Genomic DNA, 26,002 nt, shown 5'->3' with positions numbered 1-26,002 from the left:
GAGCGGTGCCGGTGGTCATTCTTCGGTGAGCACCAGATAGATGCTCCCGGCACCAGAGGCCGCGGTGAGCCGGGCGGCATTGTCGCGGCTGGCCGCAACCACCACCAGCCCGTCACCTCCGGTCGCCGGCCAGCCGCCGCCGGTATCCGTCCCGGAAACCCAGAGCACGGGCACGGACGTGGCAAGGACCTCTGCACCTGAGCTCCGCCCGGCGTCTTCCGGCACCCCTGCCGGATCTGCTCCGGTAACCACATTAACGAGTTGCCCCGGTCCAAGCAGGTCCAATACCGAGGGGTCCGCGGGGCGCAGCGGAATGGCAACGGTCCCCGGCGGAGTTCCGGCCAGCAGTCCCGAACCGGCCAGCGAAACATCTGTCACCGGGCTGCCCTGCAGCAAGGGTGTGGCCAGGCGCCGGCCCAGGAGATCCTCGGCACGGTCGTAGGCCCCCGGAGGCACGGAGCCGGCGGGAGTCCGGACGGTTTGCAGGGAAGTGTTGTCCAGCACGGCACCGACGGGCAGGTCCCGCGAAGCACTCACCACAACCACATGCTCGGTCTCCGGGGGTACCAGTGCCTGGACCGTGCATCCGATGGCTGCGCAGCAGGCCAGGGCAGCAAGAATACGGCGGTGGCGGGTGAGGAACCGCCGCAGCCGTGCGGCCGGGATGTGGCCCGGAGCGGAAAGGGTGCGGGAAAGCGTGCGGAAGCGGGGGCGCATGTCGCCAGATTAGGACGGTCCGTGGCGCTGGTTTCCTAGTGTCCCGGTCCCGGGGGATCGGACCGCCCATGCCGTGCCTGGAAAACCACTATGTGGAGGACGGGTCCGGGCAGGTTGCGCGGCGGGGACCCGGACGCCCCGGGTGCCGCATCCCCGCTGCGGCATGGAGACCTCAGGCGGAGGTGCCGGCGGATCCTGCCGTGGCCGGGGCTGAACCGCTGCCGCTCTCGGCCTTGGCGGCAGGCTTCGCTGCATCGGCCTTGGCGGAGTCATTCTTGGAGGCTGCCGCCGGTACGGTGGAGGCGGCATCCCGGGAGTCAGTGCGGTAGAAGCCGGAACCCTTGAAAACAACTCCGACGCTGTTGAATTTCTTGCGAAGGCGGCCGCCGCATTCGGGGCAGACGGTCAGGGAATCCTCGCTGAACGACTGCTGGATGTCGAATGAATGGGTGCAGTCCTTGCAGGCATACGCGTACGTGGGCACTCTGTAACTCCTCCTTGGCACTCTATGGCCTTGAGTGCTAAGTATACATGCGCTTAGCGGGCAGTTCATGCCAGCCGGAGGGGGTCAGGACGCCATCCACGGGTGCATCCAGGGGAGTGGTTTCGAAACGTCCGGCGGGCACAAATTCGTGGTCATACACCACCGCCACCGCCGGGGTGGCGTTGCCGCATGCCCGCAACCGGGCGAGGAACCGGTCATAGTACCCGCCGCCCTTACCCATCCGGCCGCCGGCGTCATCGGCCGCGAGGGCGGGCACAAGGATCAGGCCAAGGCCGGGCAGGTCGGTTGCCGTATAGCGTGCTCCTGCCGGTTCCAGCAGGGAGTCAAAAAGCCCCGGCGCCATCTCGACGCCGGGGGTCCAGTAGCTCCAGGACAGGCGGCGGTCAGGTTCGCATATCGGGACCACCACCCGGTAGCCCGCGTCCGTGAGGGCGGTCAGCAGGCCGGCCGTGCCGGGTTCACCGCCCACCGAGAGATACCCGGCCACCGTTGCACCCGCGGGCAGCATGCCCGCCACGGCAGTCATGCCCTCTTTAGCCAGTGCCTCAGCTGCGTGCCGGCGATCGGCGTCGGTCAGGTCGCGGCGGGACTGCAGGAACTCTGCACGGGCCTGGATCTTGCTCATTTGGTGCATACGGACCATTGTCCCAATACCTCCGCGTATTTGGTGCAAATGAAGCACACTTAGGTACTCTTACCACTATGACGACAGCACGCCCCACCGTAACCAAAGCCGTAATCCCCGCCGCAGGCCTGGGTACACGCTTCCTGCCAGCCACGAAGGCGATGCCGAAGGAAATGCTCCCGGTTGTGGATAAGCCTGCAATCCAGTACGTGGTTGAGGAAGCCGTAAACGCCGGCATGCCGGACATTCTTATGATCACCGGACGCAACAAGCGTTCCCTGGAAGACCATTTTGACCGCGTTCCGTTTATTGAAAAAACGCTGGAAGACAAGGGTGACCTGGAAAAGCTCGCCATGGTGCGCGCTGCGTCCGAACTCGGTGAGATCCACTACCTCCGGCAGGGAGATCCCAAGGGGCTGGGACACGCCGTGCTGCGTGCCAAGCTGCATGTGGGTGATGAGCCGTTCGCCGTTCTGCTCGGTGATGACCTGATCGACGCCCGCGACCCCCTGCTTGAGAAGATGGTGGAAGTCCAGGCCAAGACCGGCGGCTCCGTCATTGCCCTGATCGAGGTGGATCCGGAACAGATCAGCGCTTACGGCTGCGCCGACATCTCCGTTGTTGAGGGCGAGGACTACGTGCGGGTGAACAAGCTCGTCGAAAAGCCCGACGTTGATGAAGCGCCGTCCAACCTGGCCGTGATCGGCCGGTACGTGCTGCACCCGGCTGTCTTTGATGTGCTTGAGGAAACCGGACCCGGCCGCGGCGGGGAAATCCAGCTGACGGATGCCCTGCAGACCCTGGCTGCAGCCGACGGTGAAGGATCCGGCGTCTACGGTGTGGTGTTCCGCGGCCGCCGGTATGACACCGGAGACAAGATGAGCTACCTCAAAGCCGTGGTGACCCTCGCCTCCGAGCGCGAAGACCTGGGCCCGGGCCTGCGCGAGTGGCTGAAGGACTTCACCGGTAGCCTCGAAGGCTAACTGCCGTGTGGGGCTCGGCCGTGTGGCCGGTGACGCTTGAGAGTGACGACGTCATTCTGCGGCCGATCCGGCTCCGGGACAGGCGGGAATGGACCGAGGTCCGTTCCCGCAATGCCGGCTGGGTAGGGCCCTGGGAAGCCACCAATCCGCTGCGCGGCGGAGCGCCGCCGACGTACGCGGATATGGTCCGCAGCCTGAACCGCCAGGCACGCCAGGACTCGGCCCTGCCGTTCGTGATTACCGAGCGGCAGGATCCGGGCCGGGTCCCGCCGATCGTGGGGCAACTGACCGTATCCACCATTGTCTGGGGATCCGCGCGGATGGCGACCCTTGGTTACTGGGTGGACCAGGCCCGTGCCGGGCGCGGAATAGTGCCCACGGCTGTAGCCCTCGCCACCGATTACTGCTTTTCGGAGCTGGGGCTGCACCGGATGGAAATCAACATCCGTCCGGAGAACCGTCCGAGCCTGCGGGTAGTGGAAAAGCTGGGTTTCCGGGATGAAGGGATGCGCCTGAAATACCTGCACATCAACGGGGAATGGGCGGATCACCGCAGTTTCGCCCTGACTGCGGAAGAGGTCCCGGAAGGGCTGTTGAACCGCTGGATGTCGCGGCGGGCCCGTTAGGCAACTTTTTTCACATCCGACACGCCGACACACCGGCTCCAATACGCGGGCGGCAGGCCGGAAGCTTCTACCGTCGTAGGTGTGGACTTCCCTCTGAACAGCTCTCTCAACAGCTCGCTTGTGCTGGCACTCGCCGTTGCGCTGTGGCTGCTGTGGGTTGGTCCCTATATCTTCCGGCGCGCAGCCGTGCAGTCCGCCGCTCCCACGTCCTCTACCGCCAATCATCCGCCCGCTTCCCCGGACAAGGGGTCCCAGAGGAACACTATGTACAACACGAGCACTACACCCAGCGGGGGCGGGTCTACACAGTCTTATGCAGGCAGGCCCGGCGGCCAGACTCCGCCCGCTGCCTTCCGCATCCGCAAGGGCCGGGTTGCCTTGGCGCTTACCGGCCTGCTGGCCCTTATCACCGTGCTGGTCGGAGGGGTCCTCGCCGCGGCCACCGCGGTTTCCTGGCTGATTCCCGCAGCAGGCCTGGCGGCGGCGGCCGCTTCAGTGATCGGATTGCGCAGCCTCGCGCTCCGGGACCGGCGGCGCCGGGTACAGAACGCCTTCCGGGACGCCATGGGGCCGGACCTTCAGCACCGGACCGGGTTCGTTTCCCCGGCGGACCAGGTGCTCGGGGAGCCGGAGGAAGCCGCCCCGGCAGCGCCGCCGCAGCCGCTTCGCGAGACGGTCCTGTTCGATCTGCAGGCCGCACCGGCACCGGACGCCATTGTGGATGCCGTGCCGGCAGCCCTCACCACCCCGCCGGCGGAGGCTAAGGAGCCCGAAGCCCCAAAGGCACCGGTGCTGCCGCCCAAGACCGGCAGCACCCCGTGGGAGCCGGTAGAGGTGCCGAAGCCCGTTTACGTTGACGCGCCCAAGGCCCCCCGCCCCGCACCCGAACCGATTGTCCTGCCGGAGCCTCCGCGGCCGATGACCAAGACCCCGCTTCGCCCCGGCGCCGTGCCTGCGGTTCCCTCGGCGCAGGAACGCCCGGAGACCGGCAAGATCAACCTCGACGACGTTCTGCAGCGCCGCCGGGCCTAGAAGCCCGCGGACTTTCCGGCTGCCGGATGGTGACCGAGCATACCGCTCCCGGGCGCGCCGCCGATGTGGTGTCCGTCCTCGCCGGTGCCGCCATGCGTGGCCCACTGCAGGACCTGTTGAAGCCCCGCGGCCTGCGGCTGGAACGCTGGCAGCACCTGCGCACCCACCACAGGCCCGGGGGATCAGTCTCGGCGCTCTACCGGGTTCATTGCCGGACGGCCGCACCGACGTCCTCCGGCACCGGGCCGGACGTTCCTGCCTCTGCAGCGCTGGTACTGCATATCGGCGCTACCACCGCGGACGCGGCGGCCTGGCCGGACGGACCGCACACGGCCTCCGCCCGAATTGCCGGACTCCGGCTGCGGATGTGGATCCATCCCCACGATCCCGCCCTGCCGGGGTTGCCCTGGGCCACGGATGCCCCAGCGGTGGGCCGGGACGCCTTTGCCTCCGCCGAACCGGCGCGTCTGCACCTGCTTGCCTACCGGCCACTGCGCCGAGCCGTGGTGCAGGTGGAGCACCCCCGCGGCAGCGCCTACCTGAAACTGCTTCCCGAAGAACAGCTGCCCGCCCTGCGCCGGCGGCACCTTCTGCTCGAGACCGCCGGAGTTCCGGCCCCGCGGCTGCTCGCGGCACCTGAAGCCACGGCCCGGGGTGTGCTGATGCTCAGTGCCCTGCCCGGCGCCTCCCTTTTCCGGCTGCTGGTGGAGGACGGAGCCGCCGGAGTAGCACCCGAGCAGTTTCTCGAGCTGCTGGATACCCTCCCCGTGCAGGCTGCAGAGCTGCCCCGGCGACGGTCCTGGGCCGAAGGTGCCCACGGTTACGCAGCGGCAGCCGCGGCGGTGCTGCCTGATGAAGCGGTCCGTATCCGTGCACTGGCAGCCGGGGTGCAGGAGGCACTCGAATCCACGCCGGCCGGACCCGTGGTGCCCGTGCACGGCGACTTCCACGAGGGCAACCTGCTGATGACGGGCACCAGGGTCAGCGGCCTGCTCGACGTCGATGCCCTCGGTCCCGGACACCGGGTGGATGATCTGGCGTGCCTGATCGGCCACCTGGCGGTGCTGGCTGCTGCCAACCCCTCACGGCCCCACTTGGACCATGCCCTGCAGGAGTACCGCCGGGTGTTCGAAACCGCAGTTGACCCGGCGGCGCTGAATGCCAGGGCTGCCGGCGTGGTGCTCTCGCTCGTTGCCGGGGCGCGCGGCGGTCACCGCGGTGCACGCGTCCACAGCGCCAGGCTACGGTTGGGAACCGCTCAGCGCCTGCTCCGCGCCGCCTCGGAGTAGCCTGATCCCGCCGTCACTCGACGGTCGGGACCAGCTTTTCCAACAGCGGCTCGGTGCGATAAGGAATATGTTCGTGGAGGGCCAGGACGGTCTCGGTACGGATGACGCCCTTGAGCCGCAGAACCGAACGCAGGGCCTGCTGCAGTTGCTGGGTGTCCGTGGCCGTGACCCGGCACCAGACGTCCCCCCGGCCCGAGATTTCGTGTACCTCCAGCACCTGGGGGAGGGTGCGCAGCCCCGAGATCACGCCGTCGAGCTCCCGGTGGGTTACCTCGATGGTGACGAAGGCCTGCACATCGTAGCCCAGCTGCGCCAGATCGACTTCGCGTCCGGCAGTGCGGATAACACCGGCGCGGAGCAGGTGCCGCACGTGGCTCTGGGCGGTGTTGCGGGCCACGCCCAGCCGCTCGCTCAGGTCGCTGATCTGGGCCCGGGGATCCCTTACCAGTTCCAGCAGCAGGCGGCGGTCCAGTGCGTCCAGATTGGCCATTTAGCGCATCTCCTGTCAGTGGGGAGCGAGCATATTGAGCGGATTGGTCAAAAGAACACTCTAATGTGTTCTCCGTGCAGTGCGACACCCCATCCTGTAGGAGCATTAGCTACAAATAGGATGGAAGTACCAGTTGACAGTGCTCAGTGAGCTGCGTATGCAGCCCGCCGCCCGGACCACGCGGAAGGAATGGGACGCCGCCATACGTCCCCGGCTCATCCTTACGCTCGCCGTGATGTCCACCCTGCTTATTGGCGCCAATCTGGCCACCCCGCTGTATCCGCTGCTGGGTGCTTCGCTGGGTCTGTCCTATTTTGGCGTCACGCTGGCATTCGCCTCGTACGTGCTGGTGTTGGTGGCTGGCCTGCTGCTGGTGGGGCACTGGTCGGATTACATCGGCCGCCGCGCCGCCCTCGTGGTCGCCGGTGTGGTGTCCCTGGCCGGCGGGCTGATCTTCGGCACCGCCACCGACGTCGGGGCGCTCATGATAGGCCGTGCGCTGCAAGGTGCTTCCGTGGCACTGGCCACCGGCGCGAGCTCGGCCGCGCTGCGCGAGCTGCTGCCGCACCGGCCCGAATGGGCCACCCGCTTCACCCTGCTGGTCTCGGCCGGTGGTGTGGCTGCCGGTCCGGTGATTGGCGGACTGCTTTCGCTGCTCCCGGCACCCACTCTGACGCCGTTCCTGATCCACTCCGCGGTGCTGGCGGGTCTGCTGGTGCCGCTGTGCCTGCTCAAGGCCCGCCCGGCCATCTCCCTGGCGGAGGGAAGGCCGCTGGCCATGCTGCGGCCGCGCAAGCCCGCTGTCTCCCACCGTGCCCGCACCCAGTTCTGGGTGGCTTCTGCCACCGGGTTCCTCAGTTTTGCCGCTTTCGGTTTCTGCCTGTCGCTGGCGCCCTCGTATTTTTCGGACATTGCCGGCACCACCTGGCGGCCGGCCATCGGCCTGCTGGCGGCCCTCGCCCTTGGTGCCTCTGCGGTCAGCCAGCTGACCGGCATCCGGGGCCGTTACACCGCGCCGGCCGGCCTGGCCCTGATGGGCACCGGAATCGCCCTCATCCCGGTGGCAGGCGCCACGGGCAGCCTGGCTCTGCTGGTCGCAGCCTGCCTGCTGGCCGGGTTCGGCCAGGGCATGGCTTTCCGGGTGGTCTTCAACGAGGTGGCCGCGGCAGTGGAAGCCTCCGAGCATGCCCGGATCATCAGCACCGTTTACGTCATCACGTATCTGGGCAGCGCCCTGCCCGTGCTGGGGCTGGGCGCCGCGGGTGCCCTCTGGGGATTGGGGCCGTCCGTGGCCTGGTTCTCCGGCCTCATCACTGCAGCCTGCCTGTTCCTGGCCGTCCTCAGCCTGGTCCGGGCCCGGCGCCGCAGCATCTCCGCCTAGGGCTGAGTGCCGGTACGCCGGCCCGCTGCGGGAAGTAGGCTGGACGGATGCATGCATTTTCCACCCCCGCACCGGAGGGCCCAGGGTCAGAGGGAACAGGACCACAGGGAACAGGACCGGAGGGAACCGTCGAGGCAGGTCCCGGATCCGACGCCATCGGTTTGGACATCGGCGGTACCAAAACCCACGGCATCCGTCTGCGGAACGGTGCCGTCATCGCTGAAGCGGTCGCCGGCAGCGCCAACGTCCAGAACGTGTCGGTGCAAGCGGCCCGGGCCTCGCTGGCGGACGTCTTCACCCGGCTCGGCACCCGCGGGGTAACCCGCGTGATTGCCGGCTCGGGCGGAGTGGACACGGAACAGGACGCCGCTGCCCTGCGCGCGCTGATCTCCGCGCACGTGCCCGACGCCGCCGTCGACGTCGTCCACGACACGCGGCTGATCCTCGCCGCCGGATCGGCCTCGGAGGGCATCGCCGTCATTGCCGGCACCGGGTCGGTGGCCTGGGGAACCAATGCGGCCGGACGCCAGGCCCGCTCCGGCGGCTGGGGCTACCTGCTGGGAGATGAAGGCAGCGGGTACTGGATAGGACGCGAAGCCGTCCGGCACTCCCTGCGCCTGAACAATCTGGGCCGGGAACCGGATGCCCTGAGCACCGCCCTGCTGCAGGCTGTGGACCTGAGTAACCCCACTGAACTGATCGGGCTGTTCCACGGCGGCACCGACCGCCGGTACTGGGCAGGCAAGGCGGGACTGGTGTTCGAGGCGGCCAGGGCCGGCAGCCCCGCAGCCACTGACATAGTGCACACGGCAGCGGAGCATCTGGCCGGGCTGACCACCGACGTGGCCCGGCTCCTGAAAATCTCCGGACCGGTGGTGGTCGGCGGCGGGCTGGGCATGCACCAGCCCCTGTTCCAGGAGCTGCTGCGGACCCGGCTGAACGCAGCGGGACTGGCAGATGTCCGGTACCTGAACCAGGACCCGGTCCTCGGTACGGCGTATCTTCTCGGCACGGAGCGGGCCGGACATGGCAGCTGACTTCGATGTCCGGGTGGGCGCATACGCAGTGATTATCCGCGACGGTGAACTACTCCTGGCGCACTGGAACCAGTTCGGCAATTCACGCTGGACGCTTCCGGGCGGCGGGCTCGAACTCGGCGAGGACGCGCCCGCCGCGGCTGTCCGCGAAGTCCGGGAGGAAACCGGCTTCGAGGTCCGTCTTGGCGCCCTGCTGGGGGTGGACAGCCATTTCATTCCGCCCGGGCGCCGGATGCGCGGGGAACCCCGGCTGCTGCACGGCCTGCGCATCATTTACGCCGCGGAAATTACCGGCGGAGCACTGCGCCACGAAACGGGCGGCAGCACCGATCAGGCCGCCTGGTTTCCGCTGGAGGAGGTCGCCTCCCTGGACCGGACCGAGCTGGTGGATGCCGGACTTCGCCTGTTCGGGAGCCCCGGCGCACACAGCGGTCCCGGCACCAGAGCAGGTTAGCCGCCGGCACCTGTTTCACCCCGCGGAACGCAGCACACGTATCCATTACCGAGACGCATCCTGCTGGACTAGCGCGGCAGCCGTGAAATACCGTGATCCTTCACGGCACGTCGCGACCTGCCAGTGCACCGGCATCCCTCACGGAAGGCACGCAGCATGACCCCGCCGCCAGACCCTGCATTCAACCACGAAGCCCCCGCCACCGGCAGGCCCGCCACCGCGGTCCGCCCCGGGCAGGAGGCAGCGACACCCATGATCCGATTCCGGTCCGTCACCAAAACCTACGGCGACGCCGCCCCGGCGGTGAAGGACCTGAACCTGGACATTGAGCGCGGGTCAGTGACCGTTTTCGTTGGCCCGTCCGGCTGCGGCAAAACGACGTCGCTGCGCATGATCAACCGGATGGTCGAGCCCAGCTCCGGCTCCATCGAGGTGGACGGCCGGGACATCGCCCAGGGCCCCGCTGCGCAGCTCCGGCGGTCCATGGGCTACGTGATGCAGTCCTCCGGCCTGCTGCCGCACCGGACGGTGCTGGACAACGTGGCCACCGTGCCGCGGCTGAACGGCACCTCCCGGCGCGAGGCGAGGCTCCGGGCCGCGGAACTGCTCGACGTCGTCGGGCTGGCCTCCACGCTGGGCAACCGGTACCCCGCACAGCTCTCCGGCGGCCAGCAGCAGCGGGTGGGCGTGGCCAGGGCGCTGGCCGCGGACCCGCCGGTGCTGCTAATGGATGAGCCCTTCAGCGCCGTGGACCCGGTGGTGCGGCACGAACTCCAGCAGGAACTGCTGCGGCTGCAGCAGGACCTGTCCAAAACCATAGTGTTTGTCACCCACGACATTGACGAGGCCACCATCCTGGGGGACAAGGTGGCCGTTTTCGCCACCGGCGGGCGCCTGGCCCAGTACGCGGCCCCCGAAGAGATCCTGCGCGCTCCGGTGGATGACTTTGTCGCCGGATTCGTGGGACGGGACCGCGGCTTCCGGCATTTGTCCTTCCAGGACGGCGGCAGCGTGCCCGTCCATCCCGTGCAGCTGCTCCGCGCCGATCAGCTGGCCGATCCCGCCGTGAACGTCACCGACGGCTGGGCGTTGTGTGTGGACGCCGACGGCGCCCCGCTGGGCTGGGTGCCCGCCACGGCCCGCCGCTCGATCACCGGCACCGGGTCGCTGATCCCGGGCGGATCGTTGTATCCGGAAGGCGAGAGCCTGCGCCGGGCACTGGACGCTGCCCTGTCCTCGCCGTCGGGGCTGGGCGTGGCCGTGGACGCCGGTGGCCGGGTCACCGGCGTCGTCCGCCCTGCCGAAATCCTGGCGCTGATCGAAGCAGCCCGGGTGCAGCGGAGCGGAGCCTGAAATGGAGTGGTTCCTTTCCCATATCGATGACGTGCTGCGGCTGAGCGGACTGCACCTGTACCAGTCGGTGGTGCCGCTGGTGATCGGCGTGCTGATTGCCGTGCCCGCGGCGCAGCTGGTGCGCGGGCGCCGGAAGATCCGCACCTTCGTGCTGTCCACCGGCTCCCTGCTCTACACCATCCCCTCACTGGCGCTGTTCGTTACCCTGCCCGCGATCCTGGGCACGCGCATCCTGGACCTGGCCAACATCATTGTTGCCCTTACCATTTACGCCGTTGCCCTGATGCTGCGCGTGGCGGTGGATGCCTTCGATTCAGTGGACGACGGCGTCCGGCAGGCTGCGGTGGCCATGGGGTACCGCCCGTTCCGCCGCTTCCTCACCGTTGACCTGCCCCTGTCGGTGCCGGTCCTCATCGCCGGGCTGCGCGTTGTCTCGGTCAGCAACATTTCCATGGTGAGTGTGGGCGCCCTGATCGGGGTCCAGAACCTGGGCTTCTTCTTCAGCGACGGCCTCCGGCGGAACTTCGTCACCGAGATTGTGGTGGGCATCCTCGCGACCCTCGTCCTCGCCTTCCTGATGGACCTGATCCTGGTGCTGCTTCAGCGCTTCCTGACACCGTGGATGCGTGCTGCCGGCGGCACGGGCAGACGACGGAAGCGAAGCGGACGCCCGGACGGGAGCGGGAGCGCCGCACCGGCGTCGTCGTCCCGGCCCGCCTCGCTCGCCGCAGCCCCTGATGCCGCACTGAAGGGGGCCTGACCATGTCCGTGAATCCGTCCCTGCGACTGCCCCTCACCGACTACACCAGCACCAACGCCCTTGGTCAGGGCTGGGAGTGGCTGACCGACCCTGCCAACTGGAGCGGTGCCGCCGGAATCCCGGTACGGACCCTGGAACACCTGCAGTACACGGGCCTGGCCCTGCTGATAGCCGCGGCCATCGCCATCCCGGTGGGCCTGCTGATAGGGCATACCGGCCGCGGCCAGGTGACCGTGGTGGCGCTCTCAGGCCTGCTGCGGGCCCTGCCAACGCTGGGCATGCTTACCCTGTTTGTGCTCCTGGCGGGCCTGGGCCTGATGCCGCCCATCTGGGCACTGGTGCTGCTGGCGGTTCCACCGCTGCTCGCCGGCGCCTACGCCGGAGTGGCCGCCGTGGACCGCAGTGTGGTGGATGCCGCCCGCAGCCTGGGGATGACCGAAGCCCGGATCCTGTTCACGGTGGAGCTGCCCAACGGCATGCGGGTGCTGCTGGGCGGGCTGCGCGGCGCGACCCTGCAGGTGGTTGCCACTGCAGCGGTGGTGGCCACCATCAACCTTGGCGGGCTGGGCCGCTACCTGATCGACGGACTGGCTGTGGGCGACTACGGCCGGGTGTTCGGCGGGGCGGTCATCATTGCCCTGCTGGCCCTGGCAGTGGACGCCGTTATTGCCCTGGCCTCGCACTTTTTAATCCCCAAAGGACTCGGGCGCCGGCAGGCGTCCGGCACATCGACCGGCAGCGGAGTTCCCGCGGCCGGCGCACAAGGAGGAAAACCATGATGCAGCACGCGAGCCGGAATCCCCGGCGGAAGGCCCTGGCGGTCCTCGCCGGCGGGATGGCACTGGCCCTGGCCGGCTGCAGCGGAGGAGGCGATCCGCTGGAGAATGAAAGCGCTCCGGCCGCCTCCGGCAGCAGCAGCGAGCAGACGCTGGTGGTGGGGTCCGCGGACTTCCCGGAAAGCAGCACCATTGCCGAGATCTATGCCGGCGCCCTGAACGCTGCCGGTGTTCCGGCGGAGACGCGGCTCGGGATCGGGTCCCGGGAAGTGTACATCCCGGCCTTGGAAGACGGCTCGATTGACCTGATCCCCGAATACACCGGCGCACTGCTGGTGGAGGTGGACCCGGAAACCGCTCTGGTGGATCCCGGCGAAATTGTCGATGCACTGGGGGAGAAGCTGCCGGAAAACCTGGTGGTTCTTGAACCGTCGGATGCCCAGGACAAGGACGCCATGGTGGTCACTGCGGCCACTGCCGAAAAGTACCAGCTGGAGACCGTGGAGGACCTGGCCGAGGTGTGCGGGGAACTTACCCTCGGCGCACCGGCCGAGTTCGCCGAGCGTACCCAGGGCCTGGCCGGGCTGAAGGAGAAGTATGGCTGCGAGTTCAAGGAATTTACTGCCATCGGTGACAGCGGGGGACCGCTGACGGTCGATGCCCTGATCAACGACGACGTGCAGGTGGCCGATATCTACACCACCAGCCCCGCCATCGAGGAAAACGGCCTGGTGGTCCTGGAGGACCCGAAGCAGAACTGGCCTGCCCAGCAGGTCATTCCGCTGATTGCCGATGACCGGGTCAGCGAGGAAGCACGCGAGGTCCTGAACAGTGTTTCAGCCCAGCTGACCACTGAGGACCTGATTGCCCTGAACCAGGCCGTCAGCGGCGACCAGAAGCTGGATCCGAGCGAAGCAGCGCAGGACTGGCTGGAGGAAAAGGGCCTCGCCTGAGCCCCGGCCGGTTCCCCGGTGCGCATCCGGCACCCCCGCAGTGACACATACGCTGCGGGGGTGCTGCGCTATGGCATCCTAAAGAAATGGCAGAATTCAAGCAGTCGCACAAACTCCATAACGTCCTCTATGACATTCGCGGACCGCTGCTGGAACACGCGCAGCGCATGGAGGCGGCCGGCCACCGCATCCTGAAACTGAACATCGGCAACCCCGCCCCGTTCGGCTTTGAGGCACCCGAGGCCATTCTGGTGGACATGATGCGCCACCTGCCCAAGGCCCAGGGGTACAGCGATTCCCGCGGCATCTTCTCCGCCCGCACTGCCGTGGTGCAGTACTACCAGGGCCGGGGTATCAACAACATCGACGTCGATGACGTGTACCTGGGCAACGGGGTCAGCGAACTCATTACGCTGTCCCTGCAGGCGCTGCTGAACAACGGCGACGAGATCCTCGTGCCCGCCCCCGACTACCCGCTCTGGACGGCGTCGGTCTCCCTGGCCGGCGGTACAGCCGTGCACTACATGTGCGATGAATCGGAGCACTGGTGGCCCGATGTGGATGACATCGCAGCGAAGATCACCGACCGGACCAAGGGCATTGTGCTGATCAACCCGAACAACCCCACGGGTGCGGTCTACCCCGAACACGTGGTGAAGTCGATCGTTGAACTGGCACGCAAGCATGGCCTGATCATCTTCTCGGATGAAATCTACGAAAAGATCGTCTACGACGACGCCGTGCACATCAACTCCGCCTCGCTCACGGGGGATGACGTCCTCTGCCTGACCTTCAGCGGCCTGTCCAAGGCGTACCGGATTGCCGGCTACCGCAGCGGCTGGATGGCCATCTCCGGCCCCAAGCAGGATGCCGCGGACTACATCGAGGGCATCAACCTGCTGGCGAACATGCGGCTGTGCGCCAACGTTCCCGCCCAGCACGCCATCCAGACCGCCCTCGGCGGCTACCAGAGCATCAATGACCTGATCCTGCCCGGCGGCCGGCTGCGCGCCCAGCGGGACAAGGCCTACCAGATGCTCAACGACATTCCCGGGGTCAGCTGCGAACTGGCCCAGGGTGCCCTGTACCTGTTCCCGCGGCTCGATCCGGATGTTTACCCCATCAAGGATGACGAGCAGTTTGCCCTGGACCTGCTCAAGCAGCAGAAAATCCTGATTTCCGTGGGCACGGCCTTCAACTGGGTACGGCCGGACCATTTCCGCATGGTGTTCCTGCCCAGCGTGGAGGACATCGAGGATGCCATGACGCGCTTGGGCGAGTTCCTCGCCGGGTACCGGAAGTAGCTGGTTTCCGGTCGTGACGACGGGCTGCCGGCGTTATTCGCCGGCAGCCCGTTCCCGGGCGGCGTCCAGGCGCTCCCGGGCGCCCTGAAGCCATGACTCGCAGCGGCTGGCCAGGTGCTCGCCGCGCTCCCACAGGGCCAGTGACTCCTCCAGGCTGGCGCCGCCGGTTTCGAGCCGTCCCACCACTGCCATCAGTTCGTCGCGGGCCTGCTCGTAGCTCATGGCCTCGATGTCTGCCGGTACTGCCGGTGTTTCACTCATGTCTTGTCCTCAATGCTTGCTGGCGTGCTGTGTCTTGGTGTGAATGGTGTTCGTGGCGGCCCGGACGGGTCCACGGGAGAGTCCGGTCAGCGCGTGCCTTCGGTGGCGGTGAGCTCACCGACTGCCACGCGGATCCTTAGCGGGGCTTCTGCGGGCACCGTGCCTGCGTCGCGTACTACTGAACCGTCCTTCAGCTGCACCACGGCGTAACCGCGGTCCAAGGTGTTCTGCGGCGAAAGCGCGCGAACCTGGGCTCGCAGGTGCCCGATGCGGTCCGTGTCCCGCCGTACTTCGGCGGTCACAGCAGAGAGGGCCCTGCCGCGCAGCCGGGAGATCTCCTCTTCCCGGTACTCGACCATGGAAAGCGGTGCGGCCAGCACCGGCCGGGACCGGATATGGTTCAGCCGGTCCGTTTCCCGGGCAAGCAGCGTCTGAATCACGCGGCGCAGCTGGGCCCGGGACTGCCGGACCCGGGTCAGTTCCTCGCCCACGTCAGGGACAATTCGTTTGGCGGCATCCGTGGGGGTCGAGGCACGCAGGTCGGCGACGTCGTCGAGCAGCGGACGGTCCGCCTCGTGGCCGATGGCACTGACCACAGGGGTGAGCGCGGCGGATACCGCGCGGACCAGGTCCTCGTGGCTGAACGGCAGCAGATCCTCCAGCGATCCGCCGCCGCGCGCGATCACGATGACGTCCACCTCGGGCATGGCATCCAGCTCGGCCAGAGCCCGGCTCACCTCTGCGACGGCGTTGACGCCCTGGACCGCTACCTCGCGTACCTCGAAGGCGACAGCTGGCCAGCGCAGGGCGGCGTTGCGCATCACGTCCTTCATGGCATCGGAGTTGCGGCCGGTGATCAGGCCGATCCGGCCCGGCAGCAGCGGCAGGGGAAGCTTGCGGTCTTCCCGGAACAGGCCTTCGGCGGCCAGTGCCTGCCGCAGCCGTTCGATCCGGGCCAGCAGATCCCCCAGCCCCACGGGCCGGATGTCCCGGGTCTGCATGGACAGCCGCCCGGTTTTCACCCAGAAGTCGGGTTTGACCAGGGCCACCACCCGGGCACCCCGCTCCAAGGGAAGCTCGAGCCTGTTCATCACTGCGCTCCATGCCGTCAGCGACAGCGAAACTTCGGCGTCGACGTCGCGCAGGGTGATGTAGGAGGCGTTGGCACGCCGGTTCAGCTCGATGACCTGGCCTTCCACCCAGGTGGCCGGAGCACGGTCAATGTAGCTCTTCAGGTTCTTGGAGAGCAGTGCCAGCGGCCACGGATTCTCCGGTGAGGTCTGCGCGGCCGTTGCGGGCAGTGTGGTCTTCTCCGGGGTATTCTCGGGACTCAACGGCCCGCTGTCGTCTTGCATCTGGAGGCTCCCGCGGTGGATTGGATGTGGCACTGGAACCGGAGTGGAAACCGGTACAGCTTAATGTGTATCAGGTGCGTCCCCCTGTCCTGCTCCAACCGGACCCCGACGCGGGCCGAAACAGCCGGCATGCCGCCGGACCGCAACAGACAAGGAACCCCCTATGCGCACCCTCGCCTCGGCGATCCTGGGCCTGCTGGCCGTGCTGCTCACAACCGCTGCCTTCTGCGGAGCCTGGCTTAACACCAACGTCGTGGCCGAAAGCGGGTTTGTCGCCCTGGGAGCGCCGCTGGCCGAGGATGAGGCGTTCCAGCGCGAGCTTGCCTCCTCTCTGGCCACGGAGGCTGCCGCCTCTGCCGATGTGCCGGAACCGCTGGCGGACCTGGTGACACCGGTAATCACGTCCGCGGTGGAAAATGTCCAGGCATTGCGGGACTATCCGGAAGCCTGGAGTGAGTCGCTGCGCCGCTCGCACGTACTTACGTTCTCTGCCGAAAACGGCGGAGAGCCGTCCGGAAACCTGACCCTGGACGTTGCGCCCCTTGTCGGGCTGGTCACGGAAACGGTGGGAAGCGAGCTGAACGTGGATGTTCCCGCCCCGGAGCAGGTGCCGGTGCAGATTGGCGGAGCGGGGCATCCTGACCTGCTGCGCAACGTGGAACGTGCAGGGGAGGCCTGGCCGGTACTGGCTCTGGCCGCCGCCGCGGCAGCGATCCTGGCCCTGCTGACGGCGCGGAGGCGGTCCACAACCTTCGCCCTGATGGGCCTGGGCGCGGCGCTCGCAGGTGCCGTGCTGTGGTTTGGAGCAGAACGGATCCCGGAACAGGTGTCAGCCCAGCAGTTCAGCAGCCCGGTGGCATCGGCTTTCGCCAATGCGTTCGCCGGACAGGCAGCCGCAAGCCTGTCAGCGTGGACGGTGGCCCTGATGCTGGCCGGGGCGGCGGTGTTCGTGGTGGGGCTGCTGCTCCGGGGACTGAGTGCTGCCCGTCGGTAGCTCTGCTGTGAGCGTACCCACCCCGCTGTGGCCCGGCGAGGCAGGGCATACCCGATAGCATGGGTGCATGACCAGCACAGTTGTCTCCGTGCCTATGCCCACCGTGCCCCGGCGGCGCCGCACCCCCGAGGACGTGGCTTCCGCTGCTCCGGTGTACGGGCCCCGGCGTGTCCTGCTGGCGGCGCCACGGGGCTACTGCGCCGGAGTGGACCGCGCAGTGATCGCCGTCGAGAAGGCGCTGGAGGCCTACGGCCCGCCCATCTACGTGCGTAAGCAGATTGTCCACAACCTGCATGTGGTCCACACCCTGGAGGAACAGGGCGCCATCTTTGTGGATGAGACCGACGAGGTGCCGGAAGGCGCCCGGCTGATCTTCTCCGCCCACGGTGTCTCACCCGCCGTCGTGCAGTCCGCCAAGGACCGGAACCTGCAGACCATCGATGCCACGTGCCCGCTGGTCACCAAGGTGCACCGCGAAGCAGTGCGCTTTGCCCGCGACGATTTCGACATCCTGCTCATCGGACACGAAGGGCACGAAGAGGTCGAGGGCACCTACGGCGAAGCTCCCGAGCACATGCAGATTGTGAACGGGCCCGAAGACGTGGACAAGGTCACCGTCCGGGATCCGGAGAAGGTCATCTGGCTGTCCCAGACCACCCTGAGCGTGGACGAAGCCATGCACACCGTGAACCTGCTCCGGGAACGTTTCCCCACCCTGCAGGATCCGCCCAGCGATGACATCTGCTATGCCACGTCCAACCGCCAGGCCGCCATCAAGAAGATTGCCCCGGAAGCGGACCTGGTGCTGGTGGTGGGGTCGGCGAACTCCTCCAACTCCGTCCGGCTCGTGGAAGTGGCGCTTGAATACGGCGCCAAGGCCTCCTATCGCGTGGACTTCGCCAACGAGGTGGATGAAAGCTGGTTCGAGGGTGTGGCGACGGTGGGCGTCACGTCCGGTGCCTCCGTGCCGGAGAACCTGGTCCAGGATGTGCTGAACCTGCTCGCCGAGTACGGCTACGGCGACGTCGAAGAGGTAGTAACGGCCGAAGAGGACATTATCTTCTCGCTGCCCAAGGAAATCCGGGCCACCCTGAAGGCCATGGGGGATTCCTCCCGCGGGCTTGGCGGCCGCCGCCGTGCCGACGAGTCCTAGCGCCCGGTATCATTTACTAACGTGGCTCTTACTATTGGCATCGTCGGCCTGCCCAACGTCGGCAAATCAACCCTGTTCAATGCGCTGACCCGCAACAACGTGCTGGCGGCGAACTATCCGTTCGCCACCATCGAACCGAATGTCGGCGTCGTCTCGCTTCCGGATCCGCGGCTGGCGAAGCTGGCCGAGATCTTCGGTTCGGCGCGCATCCTCCCGGCAACCGTGTCCTTTGTGGACATTGCCGGCATTGTGAAGGGTGCCTCCGAAGGTGAGGGACTGGGCAACCAGTTCCTGGCCAACATCCGCGAGGCCGAGGCCATTGCCCAGGTCATCCGTGTGTTCGATGACCCCGATGTCATCCACGTGGACGGCAAGGTGGATCCGCGCTCCGACATGGAGACCATCAACACCGAACTGATCCTGGCCGACCTGCAGACGCTGGAAAAGGCGATCCCGCGGGTGGAAAAGGAAGTCAAGATCAAGAAGCGCGAGGCGGCGCAGCTGACCGCCATGCAGGCTGCGCAGGCCGTGCTGGAACGCGGCGACACCATCTTCTCCTCGGTGGAGAAGGACAAGCTGGAGATGGAGCACCTTCGCGAGCTGAGCCTGCTCACCGCCAAGCCGTTCATCTACGTGTTCAACGTGGACGACGCCGTGCTGGGCAACCCGGAGCGCCAGGCCGAACTGCGCGAACTCGTTGCCCCGGCGGACGCCATCTTCCTCGACGCCAAGCTCGAAGCCGACCTGGTGGAGCTGGATGAGGAAGAAGCCCGGGAAATGCTGGAGATGAGTGGTCAGGAAGAGTCCGGCCTGGACAAGCTGGCCCGCGTCGGCTTCCACACCCTGGGCTTGCAGACCTACCTGACGGCCGGTCCCAAGGAAACCCGTGCATGGACCATCCGCAAGGGCGACACCGCACCGCAGGCGGCCGGCGTGATCCACTCCGACTTCCAGCGCGGCTTCATCAAGGCTGAAGTAGTGTCCTTCGATGACCTGGTGGAGGCCGGTTCCATGGCCGAAGCCAAGTCCCGCGGCAAGGTCCGCATCGAAGGCAAGGAATACGTTATGGCCGACGGCGACGTGGTGGAGTTTAGGTTCAATGTTTAGTTCCTGATTATGGGACTCGGAGGGGGCTGTTGAGAACACATGTTCTCAACGACCCCTTCTCGCTTGTCCCTTGGTAGCTTGAACCGATGAAGCAAACGATGGCCGAGTTGTCCTCGAAGGACGACGACTAGTTTCAGCCAGGACACGGTGCTGGCATCTACCCTGCGAACTCAAAGTCGATGGTGATCTCGGGATCGACGGTTGCGATGATCCCGGAGTGGAACACCTTGGTCTGCTCTTTCAACGCTGCTTCATTTTCGCCGATGTACTTCTGCTTGTTATCGTCGCCGAGAATGTTGTTGATCATGCGAAGTTGAACGGCTGGCGGTGCCAGCCAGCTAAGCGCGTTGTTGCTCTCGAGGGTGTCCTCGAACACAGGAGGGTCAAAGCCGATGCCGATGATTCAGGAATAGTTGGCTCGGGTGTCGGGGTATCCTAATTATAGTCAGGATCCACAAGCAGCATGGGATTTGGGTAGTCAATATGGCGTATAAGGAAAGATATCTGAAAGCAGTAGAGCATCGGCGGTCTGGTCTTTTCGGATTATCTCATAATTGGGAGTATGCGCTTATTGACGATCAAGGCCGAGAGATACAGCTGGATACAGTCGAATTACTTAAAGCGCTCGTTCCTGATAAAGACCGCTCACGAACCGATGCCTATATGTGCCTCGATAAGGCCAAGGAACTCTTTTTCCAGAATCGTTCGGACTGGGTAGGCTATCCTTCAGGGGCTGTGAGTTTGTTGAAGGGCAATGAACGTACCGTCTTCTGACCTAAAGCAACGTCAGTCCCGCGCCAGTATCGAGCTGGTACCGGAACAGTGGGGGTGCTCACAAACGAGCTTTCTCGAAATGCGCTAGCGTGACCGGCATGGACCGTAGAAACCTGGATATCTCCGATGCCGCAACGCTTATGACTTTGCTGCATCGCGGGAAGCGCCCCTCGACGCTCCGGACGCTGCTGCCGGGGTGGGACATGTTGCAGGCCGACGTCCCTTCGCGGGAACGGATGGAGACGGCAATGTCGATCCTGGTCGGTTCCGGTCTGGCTGAAGTGGACTCGTCGTGGGGGATGCTGCTCACGGTGGAGGGGGGACGGATCAGGCGGTCCATCAAGGGGGCTCAGGGAATGCGGATGATTCCGGGTGCTATCGGCAAAATCCTGGCAGGACGACGGCTGGACCGTGCTCCGTTGGCCCTGCCCCAGGCGGTCTTTGATGCGGCGCGCGAGGACTATTTCGACGCCGCCCGACGCAGGGCAGAGCGTGCACAAAAGCGCCGGTCACGGCACCGCTGGTGGTGGCCGGGCCTCAGCGCACCCTGACGTTCACATTGACGGGCTTGCGTAGGGCCGCACGAGTCTGTGCACCTTCGTGTCGCACGGTCCCGATCATCGCGCCCTGCATCGCTGCGTTGACCACGGTGCCGAGAGCCATGAGCTTACGCGTCTGTTGTGCTTCCGCGAGTTGCCAGGCCTGCAGGTTTTCCATCCGCTGACGGTACCGTTCAGTCTCGTAGAGGTTGATCGCATCGTGAATGGTGCTGGCCCGGTGATTGCGCACCAGTTGGAGGCAGAAGGCGACTGCTTCGTCATAAAGATAGGCCTGAGGGAAACGGTTGCCGATGTCCGAGGCAAAGTCACGGCTGGCCTGGGTGAGCTGGGCATCCACTCGTTGCTCGTCAGCCGATACGGCCTGGTTGTGTGTCACTCGCTGCTGATTGATCTGTTCGGTCCGGGCGTGCAGCCGGGGAAGAACGAGCCTGTTGCGAACGAGCCAGAGGGCCGATGCCAAGGCGAGGGCAATCGGGCTTGCGAGAATGGCGACGCTGAGGGGCTGGATATTCGAGTAGAAGATTTGTCCTTTTGCATACGCATCAGCTTTCGCCCATGCCTGAATGATCGGCGTCCCGACTGCGGTAAGAAGGACCACGAGACCAACAGTCAACAGCACTAATGGCAGGATTCCCCACTTCGGATTGAGTGGCTCCAGCGGCTGGTAACGTTGCGCGATCGTCCTCTTCTCCTGTAAGCGTGTGTCAATGTATCGCAGCAGATTTTGGAGATGCGAAAGAAAGCCTTCGAGCTGGGCCCTGGCGTCACCGTTTTGGTGAGAGTTTTCCACGAGAATTCCTTTTCCAGCGCCGGCGTCAGCGCAGCTAATGTTCCGTTCAAGGGATCCCGTTCGGTTTCCGCTTGTCGATGTGTTCCTTCAGCCAGATTCGTCCACATACGTATATGTCGGTACAGGAAATGGAACAGTTCGCAGTTGCCGGTCGCCGTCACTGTATTGTGACCCGAATCAGGAAGCAGACCTTTGGCGCAGGGCAGGCCCTGGAATAACCGGAAGCCCTTGCACACGAGCGCCGGCGCCGCGAAGAATCAGTGTATGGGCCGGCTCACCTTCAGTATCAACGTCACCCTTGACGGTTGTATCGACCACCGGGCGGGCATTGTCGACGACGAGACACACGCGCACTTCACTGCCCTCCTGGACGAGGCCGGCGCCATGCTCTGGGGCCGCACCACGTACGAAATGATGGAGGACTATTGGCCGCTGGTTGCCAGTGGGAAGGTGGAAGCACCGCCGGCAATGCGGGACTGGGCCCTCACGCTGGAAAACAAACCCAAGTACGTGGTGTCCGCGACGCGCAGCGACTTCCCATGGAATAACAGCCACCACATCGAAGGGGATCTGCGGACAGCAATACAGGACCTCAAGGACAGGACCCCGGACGGTGTTCTTCTCGGCAGCGGCATGCTGGCGTCCGGTCTGGACCGGCTGGACCTGGTTGATGACTACAAGTTCCTCGTCCACCCCAGAATCACCGGCCACGGTCCCACCCTGTACGGGGGCCTCCTCAACAGCACCCGCAACCTCGAACTGATCTCCGCTGAACCGATGGGCAACGGTGCCATCTCGGTGCACTACCGGCGGGCTGGCTAACGGCAGGGAAGACCACCGGTAAATAGTGAAGGCCAGGCCCGACGGGCCTGGCCTTCACTTCACTATTTCGTGGGGCTACGCCGGGGTACCGGCTTCAGTCTGCGCAGTTTCACCGCGCGAACGCAGGTACGTGGCGATCGCCAGCCGGTTGACCGCGGACCGGCTTACGATGCCGATGGGACGGGAGTCAGCCCCGTTGACCACCGGAACCTTCTTGAGCCGCGCGTCGGACAGGGCAGCCACAGCGTCACTGAGCGAGGTGCCGGCGTCGAGAGTGACGACGTCGTGCGTTGCCAGCCGCATAACGTTCAGGTTCGCCAGATCGGACATGGCCTGTTCCAGATCGTCCTCAGCCCCGATGGCGTAGGAGTAGATCGACGTCGAGGACGGGTGGGTTGCCGAGAGATAGCGCAGGACGTCGCCGTCGGACAGGAAGCCTGCCAGCGTGCCGTCCGCGTTGAGGACCGGTGCTCCCGAAATACCGCGCTCAGCGAAGGTCCGGAGGGCGTCGAGGACGGACTGTTCCGAGGACAGGGCGTACACGTCGGACTTCATGACCGTATCCAGGGCGGAAGCCGGGCGCTGCACGCTTTCAGTGCTGCGGCGTGAGCGCACCGAACGGTAGGCCAGGAACGCGAGCAGGATGCCGAGAAGCGAGGTGGCGACCACGAAGGCGACGGCGCCGTGGAAGCCGGCCAGCAGCGAATCTGTGTCGCTGATCCCGGTAGCGGCTTTCGCCGCAATCACTGCGCCGTAGATACCGGTGGCGAGCGAGGTACCCACGCAGCCGGCGATCTGGAAGCTGGTGGAGACAATCGTGACGCCGTGCGGGCTGGTCTCACGGTCGAGGTTGGACAGCGCGAACGTCTGCGCAGGCCCGACGACGAATGCCGTAGCCAGCACTGCCGGAACGTAGAGGATGCCGAAGATCCAGACCGACGAGTGCCCGGTAGCAACGCCGACGAGCGTGACGAAGACCGCCATAACGAGGAACCCGAGCGGAATGGACCAGCGGCCGCCGTGCCGGTCGAACATGCGGCCGGCAATCGGTCCCATGCCTACGGTGAGGAGGATGCCGGGGGCGAGAGTGAGCGAGGCGCCCAGCGGCGGCATGTCGAGCGCGCCCTGGAGGAACAGCGGGATAACCACGTTCATGGCGAAGACGAAGACCAGGCCGAGCATCGTCATCAGTACACCGAGCACGAAGGGTGCGTTGGAGAACGGGCGCATGTCGATCAGCGGATTAGCGATGCGGCGCTGACGGAGGACGAACAGCCACATGGCGAGCAATCCAACGATGCCGGCGATACCTGCGTAAAGGGCAGATCCCTCGAAGGCGCTGGATACGCCGTAGAGGATCCCGACCAGTCCGGCAGCAACAAGAATGAACGAGAGAATGTCCAGAACCGGGCGGCCCAGCTCCGCGGCGTTCCGCAGAACGAAGGCACCGGCGAGGAGCACGGCGAGGGTGAGGCCGCCGAATACCCACATCAGCGTGGTCCAGGGAGCGACGGTCAGAATGGCGCCGGACAGGACGATGGCCAGCGACGGGCCGAGGGTGGTCATCGCCGCCATAATGCCCATGTTGAGCCCCAGCTTTTCGCGGGGCGACACGGCAAGTGTGATGTTCATGCCGATGGGGGTGAGCAGGCCGGTTCCGATGGCCTGCAGCAAGCGGGCAATCAGCAGCACTTCGAAGGTGGGCGCAAGGGCTCCCACCACCGATCCGACAACCATGATGGCGACGACGGCGACGAACAGCGGTCTGGTGGGGAAGCGGTGGTACAGAACGTTGGCGACGGGTACGAACACGGCTGCGACGAGCAGGTAACCCGTGGTCAGCCACTGAACGGTACTGATGTTGACGCCGAAGTCCTGCATGATAGGCGTGAAGGCTACGTTGAGGAACGTCTCGTTGAAGGTGGCGAGGAACGCAGCGGCCGCTGCGACCGCGATCATTCCACCTGCGCGTCCCTTGATATCGGGACGGGAAATTGAAGAGGGCGCCATAGAGTCTCCTGACAGTCGGCGGTGTGGAGGCGATCGACCGTGCCGTGTCAGAAGGTACTTTTTGCAGTGCCCCGCGTGTCGTGTCATCGATGCCGTGATGGCCATAGGCCGCATCAATCCTAGCAGGTCACCGGCCCGGGGCTCGGGCGTCGTGGGCCGTATGCGGCCCGTCAATGCCGGGGCGGGGCCGCAACTTATCGCGGGTTTATCCGGCGCTGCTCCAGAGAAGGTAGGCCTCGGCGAGCTCTCCCGGGACACCGGGAGCCGCGTCGCGGATGGCCGGCGCCTGCGGGCGGGTAATGGTGGCCACCGCCACAATGACCCCGGGGGCAGTGATGCTCGTCCGCACGGCATTGGTGCGCTTCAGAATCGTCAGCAGCTCTTCCAAGGCGTCGAGTGCGGGCTGTTGGATCTGCACGAGCGGCGATGCGCCTGCTGCGTCTGTTCCTGCACCGGCCTGCAGGACAAGACCATCGGTCAGGGCTCCGAGTTCCATCTCCATCAACCTGGCCAGCAAGCCCTTCCAGGCCTCCGCCGGGTCCTTTGCGGCAGCGGCGCGGGCCTCGGCAACGATCGCCAGGATCTCCCGGACCATATCCTCGATCACCGCCCGGATCAGGTCGTCCCGGGACGGGAAGTTCCGGTAGAGCGTCGCAATACCAACGCCGCTGGCAGCGGCCACTGCTTCCAAGGCAACGTCACCGCCTCGCGCGGCAAACACATGTCTCGCATGGCCGATGATCGCTTCTCTTCGCTGTGCAGCGTCGGCTCGCATCCATGCCTCCCTCAAGTTGACCCTCAGTCTAAACCGGAGGAATATCGTCCATGTAAGTGGAGGAAATACCTCCGGAAAGAAGAAGGAACCATGTCATCCCTCCCGCCGTCCTCCGGCTCGCATCGAAAGCACGCGGCCGTGTGGGCCGGCCTGACCCTCGGGCTCTCCGTCATTCTGCTGGCGCTGCTGATGCTGTTCATCTCACCCTCGCTCCACTCCGGGCCGCGGGATCTGGCCCTGGGCGTGGTGGGATCCCAGGACCGGGCAGCATCGGTCGCCGAGACGCTGGAGGACCAGTCACCGGGTGCCTTCACGGTGCAGTCCTACGGGAGCGCAGATGAGCTCCAGGAAGGAATCCGGGACCGGGAGATTGTCGGCGGGTTCGACTTCACGGATCCGGATATGACCGTCTATGTTGCCAGTGCCGGTTCCACGGCGGTGTCAGGAACGGTCAGCAACGTCGGGGCCACAATGGCGGGCGGCATGGGACAGACAGCGGAGATCGTAGACGTGGTTCCGCTTCCCCCGGGCGACCCCACCGGCGTGGGCATCGGAGGGCTGGCCTTTCCGCTGGTGTTCGGCGGCATTGTGCCGGCCGTGGCGTTCCGCTCAATGCTGTCCGGGCAGCGCTGGTGGATCTTTGCCGGGCTTACCGGTTTTTCCGTGGCGGGGGGATTTGTTGTCGCCGCGGTCCTCAAATATCTGTTCGGCAGCATCGAGGGACCGCTGGTTCCGGTCGCGGCAAGTGTGGCGCTGGGTATCGCCGCGCTGGCACTGCCGCTGGCCGGTCTCAACGAGTGTTTTGGCACAAAAGGTTTCACCATCGCGGCTATGTCCATGATGTTTGTTGGCAATCCCTTTGCCGGCATTGCCACCAGCGCCCAGTGGCTTCCGGGCGGGGTTGCAGTAATTGGCCAGCTCCTACCTCCCGGCGCTGCCGGTACGCTTGTGCGCTCCGTTGCCTACTTTGGCGGCGTCGGCGGCGGGGCCGCGGCCCTGACCCTGGGGATCTGGGTCCTCGCAGGCGCGGCACTGTGGTTCAGCGGACCGTCCATTAAGGCATTCCGGGCCCGCAAAGAGAAAGAGGCGGTACCCGCGGGGAATTGATGCGCAGGT

Annotated in this window: 29 protein-coding genes; 19 read left to right on the top strand and 10 right to left on the bottom strand. The window is 65.9% G+C overall.

The window, feature by feature from the left end; all coding sequences use genetic code 11:
• Positions 1-15: 15 nt before the first annotated feature.
• The 3 genes from cpaB to AC5RVB_RS01355 form a co-directional block, all read right to left on the bottom strand.
• Positions 16-717, bottom strand: a complete 702-nt coding sequence (gene cpaB / locus AC5RVB_RS01365) for a Flp pilus assembly protein CpaB (RefSeq protein ID WP_227903743.1) — start codon at positions 715-717, stop codon at positions 16-18.
• A 172-nt stretch (positions 718-889) separates the two neighbouring features.
• The gene (locus AC5RVB_RS01360; RefSeq protein ID WP_227903741.1) at positions 890-1,201 is read right to left on the bottom strand and encodes an FmdB family zinc ribbon protein; all 312 of its coding nucleotides are present in this window, start codon (positions 1,199-1,201) and stop codon (positions 890-892) included.
• Positions 1,202-1,238: 37 nt separating this feature from the next.
• A complete protein-coding gene (locus tag AC5RVB_RS01355) occupies positions 1,239-1,847 on the bottom strand; it encodes a 5-formyltetrahydrofolate cyclo-ligase (RefSeq protein ID WP_227903739.1) in 609 nt (202 codons plus the stop codon).
• A 77-nt stretch (positions 1,848-1,924) separates the two neighbouring features.
• On the opposite strand from AC5RVB_RS01355, the gene galU reads away from it, so the two are divergent.
• The 4 genes from galU (at position 1,925) to AC5RVB_RS01335 (ending at position 5,777) form a co-directional block, all read left to right on the top strand.
• Positions 1,925-2,830 carry a UTP--glucose-1-phosphate uridylyltransferase GalU gene (galU, locus tag AC5RVB_RS01350; protein WP_227903737.1) on the top strand — a complete coding sequence of 302 codons (906 nt, stop codon included), beginning with the start codon at positions 1,925-1,927 and terminating at the stop codon, positions 2,828-2,830.
• 5 nt (positions 2,831-2,835) lie between these two features.
• Positions 2,836-3,456: a GNAT family N-acetyltransferase gene (locus tag AC5RVB_RS01345; RefSeq protein ID WP_227903732.1), complete on the top strand. Its 621-nt coding sequence runs from the start codon at positions 2,836-2,838 to the stop codon at positions 3,454-3,456.
• Between the two features lie 264 nt (positions 3,457-3,720).
• Positions 3,721-4,488 carry a hypothetical protein gene (locus AC5RVB_RS01340; RefSeq protein WP_494141768.1) on the top strand — a complete coding sequence of 256 codons (768 nt, stop codon included), beginning with the start codon at positions 3,721-3,723 and terminating at the stop codon, positions 4,486-4,488.
• Between the two features lie 26 nt (positions 4,489-4,514).
• On the top strand, positions 4,515-5,777 hold the full coding sequence (locus tag AC5RVB_RS01335; protein ID WP_494141767.1) for an aminoglycoside phosphotransferase family protein: 1,263 nt from the start codon (positions 4,515-4,517) through the stop codon (positions 5,775-5,777).
• A 13-nt stretch (positions 5,778-5,790) separates the two neighbouring features.
• Here AC5RVB_RS01335 and AC5RVB_RS01330 read toward each other — a convergent pair whose 3' ends face one another.
• Positions 5,791-6,267 (bottom strand): Lrp/AsnC family transcriptional regulator, encoded by a 477-nt coding sequence (locus AC5RVB_RS01330; RefSeq protein ID WP_227903728.1) that lies wholly within the window; start codon positions 6,265-6,267, stop codon positions 5,791-5,793.
• Positions 6,268-6,400: 133 nt separating this feature from the next.
• On the opposite strand from AC5RVB_RS01330, the gene AC5RVB_RS01325 reads away from it, so the two are divergent.
• From AC5RVB_RS01325 to AC5RVB_RS01290, 8 genes are all read left to right on the top strand, one after another.
• A complete protein-coding gene (locus tag AC5RVB_RS01325) occupies positions 6,401-7,648 on the top strand; it encodes an MFS transporter (protein WP_227903727.1) in 1,248 nt (415 codons plus the stop codon).
• Positions 7,649-7,695: 47 nt separating this feature from the next.
• Complete coding sequence (locus AC5RVB_RS01320; RefSeq protein ID WP_494141766.1) at positions 7,696-8,685, top strand: N-acetylglucosamine kinase; 990 nt, start codon at positions 7,696-7,698, stop codon at positions 8,683-8,685.
• Entirely contained in the window at positions 8,675-9,139 is a 465-nt protein-coding gene (locus tag AC5RVB_RS01315) for an NUDIX hydrolase (RefSeq protein ID WP_227928829.1), read from the top strand. Before AC5RVB_RS01320 ends, AC5RVB_RS01315 begins: the two co-directional genes overlap by 11 nt.
• 252 nt (positions 9,140-9,391) lie before the next feature.
• Positions 9,392-10,492: an ABC transporter ATP-binding protein gene (locus AC5RVB_RS01310; protein WP_227928849.1), complete on the top strand. Its 1,101-nt coding sequence runs from the start codon at positions 9,392-9,394 to the stop codon at positions 10,490-10,492.
• Position 10,493: 1 nt separating this feature from the next.
• Positions 10,494-11,252 carry an ABC transporter permease gene (locus AC5RVB_RS01305; RefSeq protein WP_227903722.1) on the top strand — a complete coding sequence of 253 codons (759 nt, stop codon included), beginning with the start codon at positions 10,494-10,496 and terminating at the stop codon, positions 11,250-11,252.
• Between the two features lie 2 nt (positions 11,253-11,254).
• Complete coding sequence (locus AC5RVB_RS01300; protein WP_494141765.1) at positions 11,255-12,031, top strand: ABC transporter permease; 777 nt, start codon at positions 11,255-11,257, stop codon at positions 12,029-12,031.
• The gene (locus AC5RVB_RS01295) at positions 12,028-12,981 is read left to right on the top strand and encodes an ABC transporter substrate-binding protein (protein ID WP_227903718.1); all 954 of its coding nucleotides are present in this window, start codon (positions 12,028-12,030) and stop codon (positions 12,979-12,981) included. The genes AC5RVB_RS01300 and AC5RVB_RS01295 overlap by 4 nt, the downstream gene beginning before the upstream one ends.
• Before the next feature lie 86 nt (positions 12,982-13,067).
• Positions 13,068-14,285 carry a pyridoxal phosphate-dependent aminotransferase gene (locus tag AC5RVB_RS01290; protein WP_227903717.1) on the top strand — a complete coding sequence of 406 codons (1,218 nt, stop codon included), beginning with the start codon at positions 13,068-13,070 and terminating at the stop codon, positions 14,283-14,285.
• 33 nt (positions 14,286-14,318) lie between these two features.
• On the opposite strand, the gene AC5RVB_RS01285 is transcribed toward AC5RVB_RS01290, so the two are convergent.
• Both AC5RVB_RS01285 and xseA read right to left on the bottom strand, forming a co-directional pair.
• Positions 14,319-14,546, bottom strand: coding sequence for an exodeoxyribonuclease VII small subunit (locus tag AC5RVB_RS01285; RefSeq protein WP_227903715.1), 228 nt, complete (start codon positions 14,544-14,546; stop codon positions 14,319-14,321).
• An 86-nt stretch (positions 14,547-14,632) separates the two neighbouring features.
• On the bottom strand, positions 14,633-15,901 hold the full coding sequence (xseA, locus tag AC5RVB_RS01280; RefSeq protein ID WP_227903714.1) for an exodeoxyribonuclease VII large subunit: 1,269 nt from the start codon (positions 15,899-15,901) through the stop codon (positions 14,633-14,635).
• 163 nt (positions 15,902-16,064) lie between these two features.
• On the opposite strand from xseA, the gene AC5RVB_RS01275 reads away from it, so the two are divergent.
• From AC5RVB_RS01275 to ychF, 3 genes are all read left to right on the top strand, one after another.
• The gene (locus tag AC5RVB_RS01275) at positions 16,065-16,895 is read left to right on the top strand and encodes a hypothetical protein (RefSeq protein ID WP_494141764.1); all 831 of its coding nucleotides are present in this window, start codon (positions 16,065-16,067) and stop codon (positions 16,893-16,895) included.
• 67 nt (positions 16,896-16,962) lie between these two features.
• Positions 16,963-18,048 carry a 4-hydroxy-3-methylbut-2-enyl diphosphate reductase gene (locus tag AC5RVB_RS01270; RefSeq protein ID WP_227928832.1) on the top strand — a complete coding sequence of 362 codons (1,086 nt, stop codon included), beginning with the start codon at positions 16,963-16,965 and terminating at the stop codon, positions 18,046-18,048.
• 21 nt (positions 18,049-18,069) lie between these two features.
• Complete coding sequence (ychF, locus tag AC5RVB_RS01265) at positions 18,070-19,155, top strand: redox-regulated ATPase YchF (protein ID WP_227903709.1); 1,086 nt, start codon at positions 18,070-18,072, stop codon at positions 19,153-19,155.
• Between the two features lie 157 nt (positions 19,156-19,312).
• Here the strand turns inward: ychF and AC5RVB_RS01260 are convergent, their stop codons facing one another.
• The gene (locus AC5RVB_RS01260) at positions 19,313-19,531 is read right to left on the bottom strand and encodes a hypothetical protein (protein ID WP_494141763.1); all 219 of its coding nucleotides are present in this window, start codon (positions 19,529-19,531) and stop codon (positions 19,313-19,315) included.
• A gap of 107 nt (positions 19,532-19,638) precedes the next feature.
• Here AC5RVB_RS01260 and AC5RVB_RS01255 point away from each other — a divergent pair, with 107 nt between their 5' ends.
• A complete protein-coding gene (locus tag AC5RVB_RS01255; protein ID WP_494141762.1) occupies positions 19,639-19,929 on the top strand; it encodes a hypothetical protein in 291 nt (96 codons plus the stop codon).
• Positions 19,930-20,027: 98 nt separating this feature from the next.
• Positions 20,028-20,480: a hypothetical protein gene (locus AC5RVB_RS01250; RefSeq protein WP_494141761.1), complete on the top strand. Its 453-nt coding sequence runs from the start codon at positions 20,028-20,030 to the stop codon at positions 20,478-20,480.
• Here AC5RVB_RS01250 and AC5RVB_RS01245 read toward each other — a convergent pair.
• Positions 20,467-21,279, bottom strand: coding sequence for a hypothetical protein (locus tag AC5RVB_RS01245; protein ID WP_494141760.1), 813 nt, complete (start codon positions 21,277-21,279; stop codon positions 20,467-20,469). The genes AC5RVB_RS01250 and AC5RVB_RS01245 overlap by 14 nt on opposite strands.
• A 264-nt stretch (positions 21,280-21,543) precedes the next feature.
• Here AC5RVB_RS01245 and AC5RVB_RS01240 point away from each other — a divergent pair, with 264 nt between their 5' ends.
• On the top strand, positions 21,544-22,101 hold the full coding sequence (locus tag AC5RVB_RS01240) for a dihydrofolate reductase family protein (RefSeq protein ID WP_494141759.1): 558 nt from the start codon (positions 21,544-21,546) through the stop codon (positions 22,099-22,101).
• A gap of 75 nt (positions 22,102-22,176) precedes the next feature.
• Here the strand turns inward: AC5RVB_RS01240 and AC5RVB_RS01235 are convergent, their stop codons facing one another.
• A complete protein-coding gene (locus AC5RVB_RS01235; protein ID WP_494141758.1) occupies positions 22,177-24,111 on the bottom strand; it encodes an MFS transporter in 1,935 nt (644 codons plus the stop codon).
• A gap of 205 nt (positions 24,112-24,316) precedes the next feature.
• On the bottom strand, positions 24,317-24,886 hold the full coding sequence (locus AC5RVB_RS01230) for a TetR/AcrR family transcriptional regulator (RefSeq protein WP_494141757.1): 570 nt from the start codon (positions 24,884-24,886) through the stop codon (positions 24,317-24,319).
• Positions 24,887-24,976: 90 nt separating this feature from the next.
• On the opposite strand from AC5RVB_RS01230, the gene AC5RVB_RS01225 reads away from it, so the two are divergent.
• Positions 24,977-25,993, top strand: coding sequence for a hypothetical protein (locus tag AC5RVB_RS01225; RefSeq protein WP_227903698.1), 1,017 nt, complete (start codon positions 24,977-24,979; stop codon positions 25,991-25,993).
• The last annotated feature ends 9 nt before the right edge of the window (positions 25,994-26,002 follow it).

This window comes from Arthrobacter sp. Y3225209 (assembly GCF_059090685.1).
The sequence above is the reverse complement of the archived record's forward strand: the minus strand, read 5'-3'. Positions and strand labels throughout refer to the sequence as shown.

Excerpts from the sequence above, each read along its gene's own strand:
- AC5RVB_RS01295 (WP_227903718.1), top strand. The coding sequence starts at position 12,028 with ATGATGCAGCACGCGAGCCGGAATCCCCGGCGGAAGGCCCTGGCGGTC.
- AC5RVB_RS01340 (WP_494141768.1), top strand. The coding sequence starts at position 3,721 with ATGTACAACACGAGCACTACACCCAGCGGGGGCGGGTCTACACAGTCT.
- xseA (WP_227903714.1), bottom strand. The coding sequence starts at position 15,901 with ATGCAAGACGACAGCGGGCCGTTGAGTCCCGAGAATACCCCGGAGAAG.
- AC5RVB_RS01270 (WP_227928832.1), top strand. The coding sequence starts at position 16,963 with ATGACCAGCACAGTTGTCTCCGTGCCTATGCCCACCGTGCCCCGGCGG.
- AC5RVB_RS01300 (WP_494141765.1), top strand. The coding sequence starts at position 11,255 with ATGTCCGTGAATCCGTCCCTGCGACTGCCCCTCACCGACTACACCAGC.
- cpaB (WP_227903743.1), bottom strand. The coding sequence starts at position 717 with ATGCGCCCCCGCTTCCGCACGCTTTCCCGCACCCTTTCCGCTCCGGGC.
- AC5RVB_RS01290 (WP_227903717.1), top strand. The coding sequence starts at position 13,068 with ATGGCAGAATTCAAGCAGTCGCACAAACTCCATAACGTCCTCTATGAC.
- AC5RVB_RS01285 (WP_227903715.1), bottom strand. The coding sequence starts at position 14,546 with ATGAGTGAAACACCGGCAGTACCGGCAGACATCGAGGCCATGAGCTAC.
- AC5RVB_RS01320 (WP_494141766.1), top strand. The coding sequence starts at position 7,696 with ATGCATGCATTTTCCACCCCCGCACCGGAGGGCCCAGGGTCAGAGGGA.
- AC5RVB_RS01240 (WP_494141759.1), top strand. The coding sequence starts at position 21,544 with ATGGGCCGGCTCACCTTCAGTATCAACGTCACCCTTGACGGTTGTATC.
- AC5RVB_RS01330 (WP_227903728.1), bottom strand. The coding sequence starts at position 6,267 with ATGGCCAATCTGGACGCACTGGACCGCCGCCTGCTGCTGGAACTGGTA.
- AC5RVB_RS01235 (WP_494141758.1), bottom strand. The coding sequence starts at position 24,111 with ATGGCGCCCTCTTCAATTTCCCGTCCCGATATCAAGGGACGCGCAGGT.
- AC5RVB_RS01310 (WP_227928849.1), top strand. The coding sequence starts at position 9,392 with ATGATCCGATTCCGGTCCGTCACCAAAACCTACGGCGACGCCGCCCCG.
- AC5RVB_RS01250 (WP_494141761.1), top strand. The coding sequence starts at position 20,028 with ATGGACCGTAGAAACCTGGATATCTCCGATGCCGCAACGCTTATGACT.
- AC5RVB_RS01355 (WP_227903739.1), bottom strand. The coding sequence starts at position 1,847 with ATGAGCAAGATCCAGGCCCGTGCAGAGTTCCTGCAGTCCCGCCGCGAC.
- AC5RVB_RS01335 (WP_494141767.1), top strand. The coding sequence starts at position 4,515 with ATGGTGACCGAGCATACCGCTCCCGGGCGCGCCGCCGATGTGGTGTCC.
- AC5RVB_RS01305 (WP_227903722.1), top strand. The coding sequence starts at position 10,494 with ATGGAGTGGTTCCTTTCCCATATCGATGACGTGCTGCGGCTGAGCGGA.
- AC5RVB_RS01255 (WP_494141762.1), top strand. The coding sequence starts at position 19,639 with ATGGCGTATAAGGAAAGATATCTGAAAGCAGTAGAGCATCGGCGGTCT.
- AC5RVB_RS01315 (WP_227928829.1), top strand. The coding sequence starts at position 8,675 with ATGGCAGCTGACTTCGATGTCCGGGTGGGCGCATACGCAGTGATTATC.
- AC5RVB_RS01225 (WP_227903698.1), top strand. The coding sequence starts at position 24,977 with ATGTCATCCCTCCCGCCGTCCTCCGGCTCGCATCGAAAGCACGCGGCC.
- AC5RVB_RS01275 (WP_494141764.1), top strand. The coding sequence starts at position 16,065 with ATGCGCACCCTCGCCTCGGCGATCCTGGGCCTGCTGGCCGTGCTGCTC.
- AC5RVB_RS01230 (WP_494141757.1), bottom strand. The coding sequence starts at position 24,886 with ATGCGAGCCGACGCTGCACAGCGAAGAGAAGCGATCATCGGCCATGCG.
- galU (WP_227903737.1), top strand. The coding sequence starts at position 1,925 with ATGACGACAGCACGCCCCACCGTAACCAAAGCCGTAATCCCCGCCGCA.